Source organism: Kordia sp. SMS9, assembly GCF_003352465.1.
GTDB lineage: Bacteria > Bacteroidota > Bacteroidia > Flavobacteriales > Flavobacteriaceae > Kordia.
In genome coordinates this window covers 607,153-623,512 of sequence record NZ_CP031153.1, presented here as the reverse complement: position 1 = coordinate 623,512, position 16,360 = coordinate 607,153, and the positions used below count along the sequence as shown (strand labels likewise).

General features: G+C 35.2%; 16 protein-coding genes. 9 read left to right on the top strand and 7 right to left on the bottom strand.

Annotated elements, in window-relative coordinates:
- Positions 1-79 precede the first annotated feature (79 nt).
- From KORDIASMS9_RS02860 to KORDIASMS9_RS02840, 5 genes are all read left to right on the top strand, one after another.
- Positions 80-1,162 (top strand): diphosphomevalonate/mevalonate 3,5-bisphosphate decarboxylase family protein, encoded by a 1,083-nt coding sequence (locus KORDIASMS9_RS02860; protein WP_114901388.1) that lies wholly within the window; start codon positions 80-82, stop codon positions 1,160-1,162.
- Positions 1,163-1,197: 35 nt separating this feature from the next.
- Positions 1,198-2,127 (top strand): mevalonate kinase, encoded by a 930-nt coding sequence (locus tag KORDIASMS9_RS02855; protein WP_114901387.1) that lies wholly within the window; start codon positions 1,198-1,200, stop codon positions 2,125-2,127.
- A gap of 13 nt (positions 2,128-2,140) precedes the next feature.
- Positions 2,141-3,055, top strand: a complete 915-nt coding sequence (locus KORDIASMS9_RS02850; protein ID WP_114901386.1) for a geranylgeranylglycerol-phosphate geranylgeranyltransferase — start codon at positions 2,141-2,143, stop codon at positions 3,053-3,055.
- Positions 3,056-3,150: 95 nt separating this feature from the next.
- Positions 3,151-4,107, top strand: a complete 957-nt coding sequence (locus KORDIASMS9_RS02845; RefSeq protein ID WP_114901385.1) for a carbon-nitrogen hydrolase family protein — start codon at positions 3,151-3,153, stop codon at positions 4,105-4,107.
- A 118-nt stretch (positions 4,108-4,225) separates the two neighbouring features.
- The gene (locus KORDIASMS9_RS02840; RefSeq protein WP_114901384.1) at positions 4,226-5,128 is read left to right on the top strand and encodes a pseudouridine synthase; all 903 of its coding nucleotides are present in this window, start codon (positions 4,226-4,228) and stop codon (positions 5,126-5,128) included.
- A gap of 80 nt (positions 5,129-5,208) precedes the next feature.
- On the opposite strand, the gene KORDIASMS9_RS02835 is transcribed toward KORDIASMS9_RS02840, so the two are convergent.
- A complete protein-coding gene (locus KORDIASMS9_RS02835; RefSeq protein WP_114901383.1) occupies positions 5,209-5,751 on the bottom strand; it encodes a hypothetical protein in 543 nt (180 codons plus the stop codon).
- Positions 5,752-6,137: 386 nt separating this feature from the next.
- Here KORDIASMS9_RS02835 and KORDIASMS9_RS02830 point away from each other — a divergent pair, with 386 nt between their 5' ends.
- Genes KORDIASMS9_RS02830 through KORDIASMS9_RS02820 form a run of 3 tightly spaced genes read left to right on the top strand, consistent with a single transcriptional unit; the run spans position 6,138 to position 8,992 of the window.
- A complete protein-coding gene (locus KORDIASMS9_RS02830; RefSeq protein ID WP_114901382.1) occupies positions 6,138-6,320 on the top strand; it encodes a hypothetical protein in 183 nt (60 codons plus the stop codon).
- 37 nt (positions 6,321-6,357) lie between these two features.
- Positions 6,358-8,316 (top strand): ATP-binding protein, encoded by a 1,959-nt coding sequence (locus KORDIASMS9_RS02825; RefSeq protein ID WP_114901381.1) that lies wholly within the window; start codon positions 6,358-6,360, stop codon positions 8,314-8,316.
- Between the two features lie 10 nt (positions 8,317-8,326).
- On the top strand, positions 8,327-8,992 hold the full coding sequence (locus KORDIASMS9_RS02820) for a response regulator transcription factor (RefSeq protein WP_114901380.1): 666 nt from the start codon (positions 8,327-8,329) through the stop codon (positions 8,990-8,992).
- A gap of 23 nt (positions 8,993-9,015) precedes the next feature.
- Here the strand turns inward: KORDIASMS9_RS02820 and KORDIASMS9_RS02815 are convergent, their stop codons facing one another.
- The 5 genes from KORDIASMS9_RS02815 to KORDIASMS9_RS02795 form a co-directional block, all read right to left on the bottom strand.
- On the bottom strand, positions 9,016-9,747 hold the full coding sequence (locus tag KORDIASMS9_RS02815; RefSeq protein ID WP_162819735.1) for a hypothetical protein: 732 nt from the start codon (positions 9,745-9,747) through the stop codon (positions 9,016-9,018).
- 80 nt (positions 9,748-9,827) lie between these two features.
- Positions 9,828-11,177: a glycosyltransferase 87 family protein gene (locus KORDIASMS9_RS02810; protein WP_240321114.1), complete on the bottom strand. Its 1,350-nt coding sequence runs from the start codon at positions 11,175-11,177 to the stop codon at positions 9,828-9,830.
- 59 nt (positions 11,178-11,236) lie between these two features.
- Positions 11,237-12,742 (bottom strand): cellulose synthase family protein, encoded by a 1,506-nt coding sequence (locus KORDIASMS9_RS02805; RefSeq protein ID WP_114901377.1) that lies wholly within the window; start codon positions 12,740-12,742, stop codon positions 11,237-11,239.
- Complete coding sequence (locus KORDIASMS9_RS02800; protein WP_114901376.1) at positions 12,743-13,429, bottom strand: glycosyltransferase family 2 protein; 687 nt, start codon at positions 13,427-13,429, stop codon at positions 12,743-12,745.
- A 267-nt stretch (positions 13,430-13,696) separates the two neighbouring features.
- Positions 13,697-14,173, bottom strand: a complete 477-nt coding sequence (locus tag KORDIASMS9_RS02795) for a toxin-antitoxin system YwqK family antitoxin (protein WP_114901375.1) — start codon at positions 14,171-14,173, stop codon at positions 13,697-13,699.
- A 214-nt stretch (positions 14,174-14,387) separates the two neighbouring features.
- Between KORDIASMS9_RS02795 and KORDIASMS9_RS23050 the strand changes: the two genes are divergently transcribed.
- Positions 14,388-14,627: a hypothetical protein gene (locus tag KORDIASMS9_RS23050; protein WP_162819734.1), complete on the top strand. Its 240-nt coding sequence runs from the start codon at positions 14,388-14,390 to the stop codon at positions 14,625-14,627.
- A 142-nt stretch (positions 14,628-14,769) separates the two neighbouring features.
- On the opposite strand, the gene KORDIASMS9_RS02790 is transcribed toward KORDIASMS9_RS23050, so the two are convergent.
- Positions 14,770-16,359, bottom strand: a complete 1,590-nt coding sequence (locus KORDIASMS9_RS02790; RefSeq protein WP_114901374.1) for a 4Fe-4S binding protein — start codon at positions 16,357-16,359, stop codon at positions 14,770-14,772.
- Position 16,360 lies beyond the last annotated feature (1 nt).

Here is a 16,360-nt window from a genome sequence, read left to right as displayed (position 1 = left end):
GAAAGCAATTAGCACATTGTTACATTTTCAAATTGACACATTAAAAAGTCGTATCTTTGCATAAATTTTAAAATCGTCTATGAAAGTAGCTGCATTTCTGCCCAACGACTATACAAAAAATGTTGCATCGGGAAACGTCACTTGGAAATCGCCAAGTAACATTGCACTGATCAAATATTGGGGGAAAAAGGAAGACCAAATTCCGCAAAATCCGTCTATCAGTTTTACGTTAGAAGCTTGTGCAACCACCACAAAATTGTCTTATAAAAAGCACGATCAGCCACAAAATGATTTTTCTTTTGACCTATTTTTTGAAGGAACACAAAAGGACGACTTCAAACCAAAAATCAATACATTTTTAAAACGTGTTGAACAATATTTGCCGTTTTTAAAAGACTATCATTTTACAATAGAAACCTCAAATTCCTTTCCGCACAGTAGTGGAATTGCGTCTTCTGCATCTGGAATGAGTGCGTTGGCGTTGTGTTTGATGAGTTTGGAAAAAGAACTCAATCCAAAAATATCTCAGGAAGATTTCAACCGAAAAGCGTCATTTTTAGCGCGTTTGGGTTCAGGAAGTGCCAGCAGAAGTATTGAAGGCGATATAATTGTTTGGGGACAACATGCAAACACCATCGGAAGTTCAGATTTATTTGGCATCAAATATCCCTACGGCGTTCATGAAGTTTTCAAAAAATATCACGACACAATTTTATTGGTAGACAAAGGAGAAAAGCAGGTGAGCAGTACTGTGGGACACGATTTAATGTACAATCATCCGTTTGCGCAACAACGTTTTGTGCAAGCACATGAAAATTTAACCAAAATACAATCTGTTTTGGCTGATGGCGATCTCAAAGAATTCATTGCCATTGTAGAAAGTGAAGCATTAACGCTTCATGCCATGATGATGACGTCTTCGCCATATTTCATTTTAATGAAGCCTAATACGTTGGAAATCATCAACCGAATTTGGAAATTTCGTGAAACTTCAGGAACACATGTGTGTTTTACTTTAGATGCTGGAGCAAATGTTCATGTATTATATCCTGAAAATGAAAAAGATACCGTATATCCATTTATCCAAAAAGAACTACTAAAATTTTGCCAAAATGAACATCACATTTGTGATCAAATAGGTTTTGGAGCAAAAAAGTTGTAATTTTACAGTAACAATAGCCGCAAATTGAAATAATAATGAAAGGACCACTTTTCTATTCAAAAATATTACTTTTCGGAGAATACGGAATCATCAAAGATTCTAAAGGACTCTCTATTCCATATAACTTTTACAAAGGAGCGTTGAAAATTGACGACAATTCATCTGACGAAGCCAAAGAATCGAACGAAAGTTTGAAAGGTTTTGCGAATCACTTAGAAGCTTTGCATGCTGACTTAGTCACGTTTGATATTGCTACTTTAAAAAGTGACTTAGAACAAGGAATGTATTTTGATTCTTCCATTCCACAAGGCTATGGTGTGGGAAGTTCTGGAGCATTGGTCGCTTCTATTTACGATAAATACGCGTATGATAAAATTACGGTTTTAGAAAACTTAACAAGAGATAAGCTTTTAAAATTAAAAGAGATTTTCGGCGCGATGGAATCATTCTTTCACGGAAAAAGTTCTGGTTTAGATCCGTTAAATAGTTATTTGAGCATTCCAATTTTAATCAATTCGAAAGACAATATTGAGCCTACGGGAATTCCGTCGCAGAACGAAGTAGGACAAGGAGCGGTATTTTTATTAGACAGTGGAATTATGGGAGAAACGGCACCAATGGTGAATATTTTTATGGAAAATATGAAGCAAGAAGGTTTCCGTAATATGCTAAAAGATCAATTTATAAAACACACGGATTCTTGTGTGGAAGATTTCTTAAAAGGCGATATAAAATCCTTATTTGGAAACCTAAAATCCTTATCAAAAGTTGTATTTAATAACTTCAAACCTATGATTCCTCAACAATTTCATTCGCTTTGGAAACAAGGAATTGAAACCAACGATTACTACTTGAAACTTTGTGGATCTGGCGGCGGCGGATACATTCTTGGATTTACTCAAAATATTCAAAAAACAAAAGAAACGCTCAAAGACTACAAATTGGAAGTAGTATACAACTTCTAAAGTTTGGTCACTCATGTTATCTAGAAAGCGCAAGCTATTTTACTACAAACTTTTCAGCTTATTTTCGGTGGTAAGAGGCTATAACATTCTTATTATCGTAATTGCGCAATATCTAGCAGCCAAATTTATTTTAGCACCTAAGGAAAGTTTCATGGAGATCATTCTCGATTGGAATTTACATGCATTAATTATAGCTTCTGCTGTTGCCATTGCAGGCGGATATATTATCAACAACTTCTACGATGCAGAAAAAGATTTGATCAATCGACCACGAAAATCCATGTTGGATCGTTTGGTAAGTCAGCGCACAAAAATTACCGTATATTTCATTCTCAACTTTATCTCTGCGGGAATTGCAAGTTTGGTATCGTTTCGAGCGTTTATCTTCTTTTCAGCCTATATTTTCGGAATTTGGTTTTATTCACATAAGATGAAAAAAATTCCATTTTTGGGAAACCTCACTTCTGCATTCTTAGCAATCACGCCGTTTTTTGCTGTATTTATCTATTATGGGAATTTGTACAGCGTCATTTTTGTACACGCAACCTTTCTCTTTTTACTAATTCTCATTCGTGAATTCATCAAAGATTTAGAAAATATCAAAGGTGATTTGGTACAAAATTACAAAACCATTCCTGTGATGTACGGCGAAAAAGTTTCCAAAGGATTGATCACATTTGCTACGATGATTGCGGTTTCTGTAACAGTTTTGTTGCTTTCTCAATACGATACAGGCTATATGCGTTATTATTTCTACGGAAGTATTGTATTGTTAATTTTCTCCGTCATCATTCTCTACAAATCCAACACAAAACCACAATATTTGTTATTACACAACATTCTAAAATTCATTATCGTTTCTGGTGTTTTTAGCATTCCATTGTTAAATATTGAAGCAATTTTGGATAAAATTACACGCGTTTTGTAATTGGAAACATCAAAGATTCATTCATAATTTATAAGGTTTTCAATGTTTCATCGACAGATATTTTGAAAGATCTCAAATCATAAAAAAATAAATCTATGTCATCTTCACACGAATTAAAAGTGGCTTTAGCACAAATAGCACCAGTTTGGTTGGACAAATCTAAAACGATAGCAAAAATACAACAGCAAATTCTTGAAGCCAGCAAGCAAGATTGTGAACTCATCGTTTTTGGCGAAGCGTTATTGCCTGGTTATCCGTTTTGGGTTGCCAATACGAATGGCGCCACTTTCAATTCGACCTTGCAAAAAGAAATTCACCGACATTATGTTCAAAATTCCATTCAAGTAGAAAAAGGCGATTTGGACGAAATTTGCAAGTTGGCAAAAACACATAACATCGCTATTTATTTAGGGTTGATGGAACGTGCTTCAGATCGTGGCGGACATAGCATTTACTGTTCGTTAGCCTACATAAATCAAGACGGAAACATAGCGTCCATGCACAGAAAACTCATGCCAACGTATGAAGAACGTTTAACGTGGGCGAGCGGAGATGGAAACGGATTGAAAGTACATCCATTAAAAGATTTTATGGTTGGTGGACTCAATTGTTGGGAAAATTGGATGCCGTTGCCAAGAGCAGCTTTGTATGGAATGGGCGAAAATGTTCACATTGCAGTGTGGCCAGGAAGTGAAGAAAACACCAAAGACATTACGCGTTTTATTGCACGTGAATCGCGCTCGTATGTGATTTCTGTATCTAGTTTGATGCGAAAAGTTGATATTCCAAACAATATTCCGAATGTAGAAGAAATCTTAAAAAATGTTCCTGACGAATTGGCAAATGGCGGATCGTGTATTGCAAGTCCTGATGGCGAATGGTTAATTCCGCCTGTATTGCACAAAGAAGGTTTAATCATCGCTACACTTGATTTTAATCGCGTATTGGAAGAACGTCAAAACTTTGATGCGGTTGGACATTATTCGCGCCCAGACGTCACACAATTAACCGTGAATAGAGAACGTCAAAGTACCATCAAACTAAATGACTGATGTATGTTTTGATTTTGAATGAGTTATCTTTTTCAAACATAAAAAACGAATAATTCATTCCAGATTCGTTTATCAACAATTTAAAAGTATCTTTGCAAAAATTTTAGAGCATAACGTAATGGCAAAAGAGCGACACGGTAAAAGTAAAGTCAAAGCAGATAATAAGCGTCCAAGAGGAAAAAAGTCTTTTGAAAAAAAGAAATCTTCGGATGGTAAAAAATCGTTTGACGAAAAAAAATCGTTGGATAGAAGGAAGCCAAATTCAAATTATAAGAAGAAAGCAGCACCCAAACCAAAATCTTCAAGCAATCCGAATGAGATGCGCTTGAATAAGTATATTTCCAATTCAGGCATTTGTTCACGACGAGAAGCTGATATGCACATTTCTATCGGAAGTGTCACTGTAAACGGTAAAGTGGTCACTGAAATGGGATACAAAGTACAATTGACAGACGAAGTTCGTTTTGATGGACGCGTGATCAATCCTGAAAAGGCTACCTATATTTTATTGAACAAACCGAAAGGATTTTTGGTGACTACCAAAGACGAAAAAAATCGCAGAACGGTGATGGATTTAGTCGCAACTGCAACGACAGCGCGAATTGTTCCTGTGGGACGTTTGGAGCGACAAACTACGGGTTTATTACTATTTACAAACGACGGGGAATTGGCAAGAAAATTAACCGATCCACATCAAAAAGTGCGTAAAATCTATCATGTAGAATTGGATAGAAACCTAAGTCAGGCAGATTTCAACAAAATCAAAGACGGAATTAACATTCGAGGTGATGTACATCAAGTAGATGAAATTTCGTGGATTCAAGGTGCTTCCAAGCGCGAAGTAGGTATCAAAGTCAGCACAGGAAGCAACGGTTTGGTCAAAGCTATTTTTGAGCATTTATCGTACACGGTAGCACGTTTAGATCGTGTGGTTTTTGCAGGATTGACCAAGAAAGACTTACCAAGAAGTCATTGGCGCGAATTAACCGCTCAAGAAGTCATCAATCTAAAGCATTTATAAAAAACATGCTTCATATTTTAAGGAACCTCTCATTTTTGGGAGGTTTTTTTGTTTTTGAGAATATCTATTTGTTAAAAATTCTACACTGAAAATTGCGTATCCCAGACAGAATTATCTTTTTCTACCTGAAAATCAATTTTTGCTGAGGTTTCCTTTACGGCAATTACACTACGTTGTTCCTGTAGCGTGTACAATCCGAAATACATTAAAAACAGCAATGAAGAAAAAATCAACGTCACTTTATTCTTCTGAATAATAATCTTCAACTTTTCTCCCATAGACGGTTCTCTTTGAATCTTTCCTGTTTCAATCAATTCTGCTTCTGCGGTTTCAATCGGATTTGCTTCTTTGTCTTTTTCAACAATAAACGCGGCATAATTTTCATAGCCCAAATAGCGGCACAAATAATTTGCTACGGAGCTTTTTAGTTCAACACTTTGTTCCTTCTTCGCCAAATTATACTTGTTTCGAAGGCTTTTTTCATGATATTGGAAGTGATATGCTTCCATTAAACAATCCGAAATTTTCTTTGAAAGTCCTGTTGTAGACATTGTAACTCCCGTGGCTTCTTTTACTTCTTCTCTTGCTTTTTTAAAAGCACTCAATACTAACTCTCTATGCATGATTTCTAGTTTTAGGTTTCATCTTTCATTGTAAAAGAGTTTAAAAATTGTACTCAAAAGCGGGAAAATAGTTTCTGTAATCTTTCCAAAACTCTTCCCGAAACTTTCCATTTTTTCATTCAAAACCTCAGTTTCTTTGTTACAGAAATATTTCTAAAAACCGAGAGTAAAGCAATTTGATCTCCTGCACATAGCTCGGTTTATTCTTGAGATAAGAAGCATTGGGGCGGCTCCTGGAAGTAGCTAAACTGTTTGTAATTGTCTCTTCACTTCCCATAAACACAAGAAATCGGCGCCATTTCTATTTCACCGTGTTGCTGAACATTGACTACGCTGAGTACTCCTCGGACGGCAACACCTATGTCCAATTTTTAAACTCTAACAAAATGAAAAAATTCAGCTTAATAATACTTACGGTTTTCCTCAATTGCGCAATATTTTCTTGTACGCCCAACTCAATTGCCGAAGAAGAAGTGCAATTTGAACAACAAGCCACGGAAGGTGAAGATCCTGAAATGCCAACAAATGACGACGATGATGATGATGACAGCACAACAATTGGGAATTAACTTTTTAATGTAATCGTATTTTTACTATTTTAGAAGGATGAAACTACTACCAACGTCATCCTTCTTTTTTTGTTTGATATTTTTAGCAACTATTTTTTCATGTAAAACTGAAAAGATTGAAAAAAAAATAACCTTAAGTCCAACTATAAAAAGACTGGATTCTATTGTACGTGCAAAAAATAGTATAGCGGAATATGATAGTGCCATATTTTATGGACATCAGGAGTTAAATGCGGCAAAAAAAGAATCCAATAAAAGATATATTAAGAAATCGCTTCTACGTATTCAAAGTGCGTATAAAAATCAAGAAGAATATGATACTGCATTGCTTTATGCAGATAAGTTATATGAGGTAGCAACTACACAAAAAGACACTTTGTATATAGCTTGGGCTTTGAGTAGAAAGGCATTTTCCTTAAAAGAATTAAAGCGTTATAAATTGTCTTATGAAAATTACATAGACGCTAAAAACTTATATCAAAAAATTAACAAACATTCAAAAGTCGCTCAAATGCTTTTGGAAATTTCTACATTGGAGAAAAAAACTGGAAGCTTTGGTGCGAGTCAAATATCTGCTTTAGAAGGATTAGACTATGTTCAAAATACGAAACACTATAGTACAATAAGCAGTTTATATTATAATATTGCAGTGGCTGCAAAAGAACAAGGAGATTTAATTACTGCCGATAAGCGAATTAACGAGGCTATAGCTTTGGCAGAAGATTCAATATCAGGTAAAAAAATCAGTGAGGACATGCGAATTATACTTTATAATGCAAAAGCTAATGTATTTAAGGAAAATGAAGATTACACAGCTGCAATAACAATTTTTAAAAATTTATTAAATAGATATTCTGAAAAATCATCAAAGAAAAATGAGGTCACAATAATTAGCAATTTAGCACATACATTATTTTTAAGAGATGGTTTTAATCAAAAATCTGATTCACTTCTTAAAAATGCATTGGAATTTTACAAAAAAAGTGAAGATACTTCTGGATTGATAAGTGTGTACATGAAATTAGCAGAAATATACTCCAACTTAAATAGAAAAAAAGCATTATTTTACACAGATCAAGTTCTACAACAAGCTAACAAATTAAACAATAAGAAATCCTTTTATGAAGCTTATCAACAATTGATAAAAATAGATGCTACAAGTGACAATATAAACAAGTATATTGAATTAGAAAAAGAAATTGAACAAGAGGAAGACTTACTACAAACGCAATTTGCAAATGCAAGATTTGACTTTGATGAAGCGGAAAGAGAGAAGAATATAGCTGAGCGTAAGCAATTAATTTCTGATGAAAAAGAAGCAAAACGAACACTACAATTATTCATTACACTACTAGTTCTAATGATTCTAGTTGTCCTCACCTTCATCATTTACTTCCGCATCAAACGCCGCCACAAAATAGAAAAAGTAAAAACAGTGCACGTTACAGAAGCACGAATTTCCTCGAAAGTACACGACGAATTGGCGAATGATTTGTATGAACTCATGACGCAACTCGAAACGACAAACCCTGAAAAGGAAACAGTTTTGGACAAGTTAGATACAATTTACAATCAAGCACGCGATATTTCGAAGCAAATTCAAAGCATTGATACCAACAAAGGATTTGCAGACGAGTTGAGTAATTTGTTCCGAAGTTTTCAATCAGATGAAGTAAATGTACTATTGAAACGGTATGATATCGAAATCTGGAAAGGAATTTCGTCACATATCAAAATTACCGTATATCGTGTATTGCAAGAGTTGCTTACAAATATGAAAAAGCACAGCAATGCTGGTCTGGTAGTGGTTTCTATCGAAAGAAAAAATAAGCAATTGTTCATTCAATATATTGATAATGGGAAAGGCTTTACAGGGAAAATTTCTAAAAATGGATTGTTAAATGCGGAAAACCGTATTCGCGCAATTAAAGGAAAACTTACTTTTGATACAGAACTTCACAAAGGTTGTAAGTTTAGTATTAATGTTCCAGTATGATAGATAGCCTATGTTTACTAAAGTTTTAATTGCCGAAGATATGGACGACATCAACACAGGTGTCCTCACAGTACTTTCCAAGTTAGAAATTGGAAAAATAGATCATGCACAATATTGTGATGATGCAGATTTGAAAGCCAAAAAAGCACGAAAAGATGAAAAACCGTATGAATTGTTGATTACCGATTTGTCTTTCGTAAAAGATCACCGAAAACAGAAATTGAGCTCTGGCGAAGACTTGATTGCCAAGTTAAAAACCGATCAGCCCAATTTAAAAGTCATTGTGTATTCTGTGGAAGACAAATTGCAACGCGTTCGCCGTTTGGTCTCTGAATACGGCATTGATGCCTATGTGTGCAAAGGACGAAAAAGCCTGCAAGAACTCACTAATGCCATCAAAAAAGTGTTTGACGGAGAGCAGTATTTATCTCAAAAAATTGGTGGTGCATTGAGTCCCAAAAATGATATGGAAATCGACGATTACGACATCGGATTGCTCAAATTATTGTCCAAAGGATTGAGTCAAGATGAAATTGCCAAAGATTTAAAAAGCCGTAGCATTTCACCCAACAGTCTGAGTTCCATTGAAAAGCGATTGAGTAAGTTGAAAATTTATTTCAAAGCAAATAACGCCATTCACTTAATCGCCAATGCCAAAGATTTAGGATTGATTTAAGTGGAGTAAAACCTTAAATTTGATTACATATTGGATATACTCGCAATATAATCCACGAGCTTTGCAAAATCTTCTTGCTTTTTAAGTTTAAGCTTTTCAGATTTTATATACTCCTTAATTTCATTTTTCTTATCAGGAAAGATACTTGTGATAGATTTCTTTTTTGGAGTTACCGCAATTGGAGTTCCATCTTTCAAAATATAATAATAATCGTATTGTGTGAATTTTGCTTTTCTATCTGCTTGATTAGCAGTCAACGCTTTTTCATTCGGAGAAAAGATACATTTCTTTTTTAACAACAAATTGAGGTTGTCAGCCGAATTTAACACTAAAAAATACCCTTTATCAGCATTGCCATCTTCATCTGTATACGAAAGTAATTTCAGCATTTTATTGCCAAAGGCAACTCTAGAACCGTCAATTTTCATCAAAGCACCAATTTCTCCATCTATTTCTTCTGGCATCAATTCTACTTCATCCGTGTACGTATTAAAACGCATCATAATATTTCCATACGATTTGTTCGCAACATAAAATTTTGCCAACTTGTATTCTTCATGCAAATACGGACTTCCTTTTACATTCTCCCAATCAATTTCATACGCAGCAATTTCTCTTGTGTTTATAATTTTTCGAATTTGATTGTACATTTCTGTAGTTGTTTCAAACTCTCTCGGAGAGCCACTTACTTGAGCAATTGTGGAATAACTCATTAAAAATAAAAAGGCGATTGGTAACAGACGTAATGATTTCATAATTAGTAAATAAATTGGTTATAATCATAAAAATACTGAAAAAAGAGGAAAGATTGCCCTCTTTTTGGAAGAATATTCTCTTAGTTTGTTTGGGCTACTGTTAGATTTTTTTCTTTTTTCTCTTTGCGAAGGAACAATTCATACACTAAAAACGCATACACAACAACGTATTCGAACGCTACAAAACCTAGATGTTCAGCATACCTTTCATTTTGATAAGCAGTATAACTGAAAATAATCATAAACGACCAAACCAAGGTGAATCTATAGTGCGTAAAAATGCTTAAAATCAGTAAAGTAGCCAAATACCAAGGATGCATAGTTGTTGTAGAAAAAAAGTAAAAAGAAAGCCCAAACAAACACGCCGTGATGGTTTTTTGAAAGCTTGAATTATCTCGGTACAAACTTATTCCTGCTACAAAAATCAATACAACGATGGGCGTGATACTACCGATTTCTCTGATCAAATTCCAGCCGACAGTTTCATAACCAATCCAACGGGCGATATAGTACAAACTTGCATTGAATTCAAAGTTTTGAAACCATAAACTCACTGTTTTTTGATAATTTTCAAAGAATGCTTCTGATAAAAATGGTAAAAATAACACTAAAATTGTCACCAATACAATTCCGTAAAATGCCAAGAGTTTCAACATGCCTTTCCAAATAATAGGAACTGTTTGTTTAGAAATTTGTGAAGCTTTGTGTTTGGTAAACCATTGAAAAAATAGTGGGAGAAAAATTAGCGGAATCAACTTTACAGAAACCGAAAACGCCAAAACAACGGCTGCTAGTTTCCACGAACCTTTGTGCAACAAATACAAACTCCACACCAAAAAGAAAATCATGACACCTTCAAAATGTAGATTTCCAGTCAATTCCATAATGATAAACGGATTCAGGATGTACAACCAAATATGATGCACCGGCAAACCCAAACGTGTTAAGAGTTTTTTTCCAAAATAGAGTGTTCCAATATCTGCAAGAATGATTAAAATTCGAAGTATAATGACCGAACCCAAGATACTTTTCCCAGCAAACAATCCTGCAATGGCAAAACACAACTGATTTATGGGTGGGTAATTGGTATAATGCGAAGCACTCAAATCGCCCATTCCTTGCCATAATTCTTGCGCTTCTGCAATTGGTGCCGTTCCAGAAGCCATCAAATCGTTGGGCACATATAAATACGGATTCCAACCTTCCACCAACATTCTTCCGTCCCAAATAAAGCGGTAAAAATCTTGTGATAAATTCGGAATGCTTCCTGCGAATACCAATCGGAAAGCAATGGCAATTCCCGCAAGGGTAAAAAAATGTGTCTTTTCGAGTCGAATCAATCCAAAAAAACAAGCAAAAGCAATTCCGTACAATGAAATTAATAAAGCAACGTCCGTTCGTACTAACGGATAACCAATGTAGTAATACACAAACGTGCTAAGCAGCACGAAAACAACCGAAAAACTACGATATTTCGCTGCGGAAGCGATCACACTTTGGAACGAATGGAGTTAAAAAAGACAAAGGCAAATCCTAAAAATAACATCAAGTGAAACGGAAACAATCCAAAATCATTTAACGGATATGCGCTGTACATTCCAAACAAGAAATAAATCATCAACAGGGCTTCAATAATCGTATTTGCAGATATTTTTTTGCGAATGTATTTGTTGTTTTTCCACGAATCTTTCAAGCTTTTAATATTGAATTTTGGCGTGCGCACAAATTCACTTCGTTTTCCCATGTGTCCTTCCATCACAGCTACAGAATTGTGTACCGAGAATCCCATCGCCACGGAAAAGAAGGTGAAAAACATCTGAATGTATTCGATAAATTTTAAAAATCCGCCACCTTGTACACGCTTAAATGGAAACCAAAAGCAGATAAAAAAGATAATCGTGCTGATGATGAAAAAGCTAGAAATGGTAAAATAAATTTCCAAATGGCCGTAGGTATTTTTAATGTACAACATCGGAATACTGAGTACGCCAACGATCAATACGTTTAAAAACATCGTGCTATTTAGTAAATGTAAAATACCGTGAACTTTGGTTTTGAACGATATATTTTTAGATCGAATAACACGCTTCACCATTTTTTGAAAATTCTCTGCGCCACCTTTATTCCAGCGGAATTGTTGCGAACGTGCGGCACTAATCACCACAGGCAATTCGGCAGGTGTTTCTACATCTTCCAAATATTTGAATTTCCAGTTTTTCAATTGTGCGCGGTAACTCAAATCTAAATCTTCCGTCAAGGTATCGCCTTCCCAATTTCCAGCATCAATAATGCAGGTTTTTCGCCAAATTCCGGCAGTTCCGTTGAAATTGATAAAATGTCCTTTGGAGTTTCTTCCTACTTGTTCCAACGTAAAATGTGCGTCGAGCGCGAATGCTTGAATCTTTGTTAAAAGAGAATAATCGCGGTTCAAATGTCCCCAACGTGTTTGTACCACGCCAATTTTTTCATCTTTAAAGAACGGAATTGTTTGTTTCAGCCAGTCTTTCTTAGGAAGGAAATCTGCATCAAAAATTGCGATAAATTCTCCTTTGGCATCTACCAAACCTTCTTTCAATGCACCAGCTTTAAAACCAGAACGATTTTCACGGCGAATATGTGAAATGTCGATTCCGAGTTGTTGTATTTCCTTGATTTTTTCTGCGGTAGAAATGACAGATTCGTCTGTAGAATCGTCTAGTACCTGAATTTCAAGTTTGTCTTTCGGATAGTCAATCAGTGCAATATTATCAAGCAAACGCTCCATCACATACAACTCGTTGTACACAGGAAGCTGAATCGTTACATACGGAACTTCATCAGGATTGTTCAAATCGAAGCGTGGCGCGTTGTCGTCTTCCTTTTTTGATCGCAAATAATTGATCAATAAGTTTAACTGAGCCAAGCTGTACAATAAAATCAAAATTAGCGCAATTGCGTAGATTGCCATAACGACAAACGACAGTGCTAGTTTGAAAAATTCTGCATCAAATACCATCTATTTAAAACTATATTTAAAAATCCAACCTAAAATTTTTATGCCAGCAAATATAGTACCTTTTACGGTTCCTGAAACTTTTGAGACACCAATTCTCTTTTTATATTTTACAGGAACTTCTACGTATGAGAGTTTTTGCTTCAACGCTTTGAGCTGCATTTCCACGGTCCAACCATAGGTTTTGTCTTCCATATTCAATTGTAGCAACTGATCATATTTAATAGCTCTAAAAGGACCTAAATCGGTAAATTTCGCTCTAAAAAATAGTTTCATCAAAAACGTAGCCAACCAATTTCCAAATACTTGTTGCGGTGTCATAGAACCTTGTTCACGAAGCGATTTTACACGCGCACCCACCACAAAATCAATATCTTGCTCTACAATTGGCGCCACAATTTTAGTCAATTCTTCAGGATAATCCGAATAATCGCCGTCTAAAAATACAAGAATCTCAGGCTTTTTTTCTTGATTGGCAATATATTCCATACCTTTCAAACATGCGTATCCGTAGCCTTTTTTGGGTTCTTTCAAAACTGTTGCGCCCGCCGCCGCCGCATTTGCTTCCGTATGATCGGTAGAATTATTGCTTACCACAATAACTTCTGTAACAATTTCGGGGATTTCCTGAATAACATTCGCAATAGAATCTTCTTCATTATATGCAGGAATGATGACTGTTATGTTCATATATCTTACTTGTATTTTTCATTCCTGCGCAGGCGGGAATCTCTCTTGCTTTTAGCCTTTGGCTTTTATGTTATTTTTTAAATTGTAAATGTTGAATGCGTTTCTGAATTACGTTTTGAAATATATTCAACATTCAACATTCAACATTCAACATTTAGCATTTATAATTCTTAGTTTAAAGGTTTAAGAGTTTATAAGTTTACGTTTCAAACCGATATTCAAAAGTAGATAAAACAAGCAACTAGTAACTAACAACAAGCAACCAATTTACTGCAAATCCCAAACACTATTTTCTTTTTTAAAACTTTCTAAATCGGTCCATTTTCCAATTCTTTGTCCGTTTTTGTATTTCTCAGCGCTAATCAATTCTTCATTTGCATACAACAAACAATACCCATTTTTCTCATTGTTTTTCAATTGGCATTTATGATTCACTTTTTCGTTTTCATCATAAAAAAGCCACCATTTACTTTTTAGACCTTTTACATAATGACCTTCACTTTTTTTTGTGCCATTTTCGCGATAAAAGTACCAATATTTTGTGGGTTTTCCATTCTTGTAACGCCCTTGTTTTTGCAACGCACCATTTGGATGGTAAAACTTCCAGTATTTAATTTTTACATCATCTTTTACCCAACCTTCCGCTTTTAGTTGTCCGTTATCATAATAATCTTTTTGATACTTTTTTTGTGCGCTTCCGCAGAAGGTAATACTGAGGCAAAGGGTGATGAGAAAGTTTTTCATTTTTTTGGTTTAGGTCTTGGGTTTTTGGTCGCTTTACTTTGGATTAGTTTAATGGTCTTTATGAATCGTTTAAACTTACAGTAAAACCTAACGAATGTTTTGTTTAATGAAAGATTCTTTACTGTCTAAATGTTAAAGGGGAATTTTCCCTTTAGGATATTTTGTAAATATATTCTTTCTTTACATTGTTATTAATTCTTTAAAAAATTAAATCATGAAAAAGAAAAATTTTAAATCGTTAAAACTTAATAAAAAGTCAATTTCACAATTGCATGGTAACGCCATTAATGGTGGAAGCTCAGCCGATTATACTACACCGATGGCTTGTTCCCATGATTGTACGCGTCATTGTAGCAATCATTGTGAAACTGCCCTAAGTTGTCCTGAAAGTGAAGCATGTCCTTCCAGTTGGATATATATTTGTAATGCTTGCGATACTTCAGAACCGCAATAGAACATTATCTCTGACCTATGATTTGCTAGCAAATCATAGGTTTTTATCTAAGAAAAATTTAACATTCAACATAAAATTGAAATAAAATGTAAAACTCAAAATTTTCTTTGATACAATCTCAATACTCAATACTAATAACTCACTACTTATTTTCTTCCAACATTTCAAACAAATCCATGTCGTTTCCTAAGATGACTTCTGGAACTTTGTGACGTGTGTCGCCATCGTCTGTACCGTTTTCTAGTTTTAAAACGCCTCTTGGACACACCGCACTACAAATTCCGCAACCGACACAGGATGAACGTACAATGTTTTGTCCTTTTTGCGCATACGCTCGCACGTCAATTCCTTGTTCGCAATAGGTGGAGCAATTTCCACATGAAATACATTGTCCGCCGTTAGTGGTAATTCTAAATTTCGATTTGAAACGTTGTACAATTCCCAAATACGCTGCTAACGGACATCCAAAACGACACCAAACTCGGTTTCCGAAAATTGGGTAAAATCCAGTTCCAATCACGCCTGCAAAAATAGATCCGATCAAGAATCCATATATATCTTGAATGGTTTGCGTCTTGATTCCTAGCACAGTATCTGCTCCTGTAAAGAACGCATATAAGGTCATTCCTGTCATAACTACCGCAAATACCAAAACTCCATGAATCAACCAGCGTTCTACCTTCCACGATCGTAAAGATTTGTCAGATAATTGTCGGTACGGATCACCCAGCGTTTCTGCCAATCCACCGCAACCGCAAACCCAAGAACAATACCAGCGTTTTCCAAAAAAGTAGACCATCACAGGAACGACGACGATGGTCAGTAAAATTCCCCAAACGAGAATAAAAATGCCAATGCCACCACTATTAATCAAATCTTTTATATTCCACTGAAAGAAAAAATCATAATCCAATGGAAAGGCATTTTTAAAGTCGTACCAAGGCATTTCAAAACTTACCATGATTTCAGGAATTAAAAACGCAAATACAATTTGAAAGAATAATACTGAAGTCGTACGCAACATTTGGTATTTATTGTGACGGTATTTGATGTACATCCGAATCGCCATCACTGTCATTACCGTACAATACATGAATCCGTATAAAAACCACTGACTCGCCCTATTTCCACTAATACTTTCACTGATGGGATCAACGATATACGTCCAATTCACAATATAATCTGGATAGAAGTAGAGGAGAATGTAAAATCCGACAAGGAAGACAAAGGCAAACCAAGCAATCCAACCTCTATTGGTGGACGGATTTAGCCAAATTCCGTTGTTTTTAATGCCTGGAATTGGTTTTCGATACAATTCAGGAATGATAAATAGTAGCGAACCAATAATTCCCAACCCAAAAGTGAGCCACCAAAACAGTCCTTTATTTTCCTGCACAGGCCCTGAACCAACATCTTTGGCAATATTGTATGAAAAACTGTGTTTTTTATCCCAAATCACTTTATCCCATTCGCTGTTTGCTTTGTGTTTTTCATTCGCATTTTCAATGGCAGATATAATGGTGGAAGAAAATGTGAATGGATTTGTAAATTCTTTACCAACCATATTAGCTTGTAAATCTTCGATGAAAAGTTCACTTTTAATTCCTTTATTTCTTACGATTTCATCCAGTTTTTCAGAACTGATTTTATACGAACCAATCAATGGAAGTATGGTGAAAATGGCAAGTCCTGCTAAAAAAAGACTCAATCCTATATTTTGTATTGCTTTCATG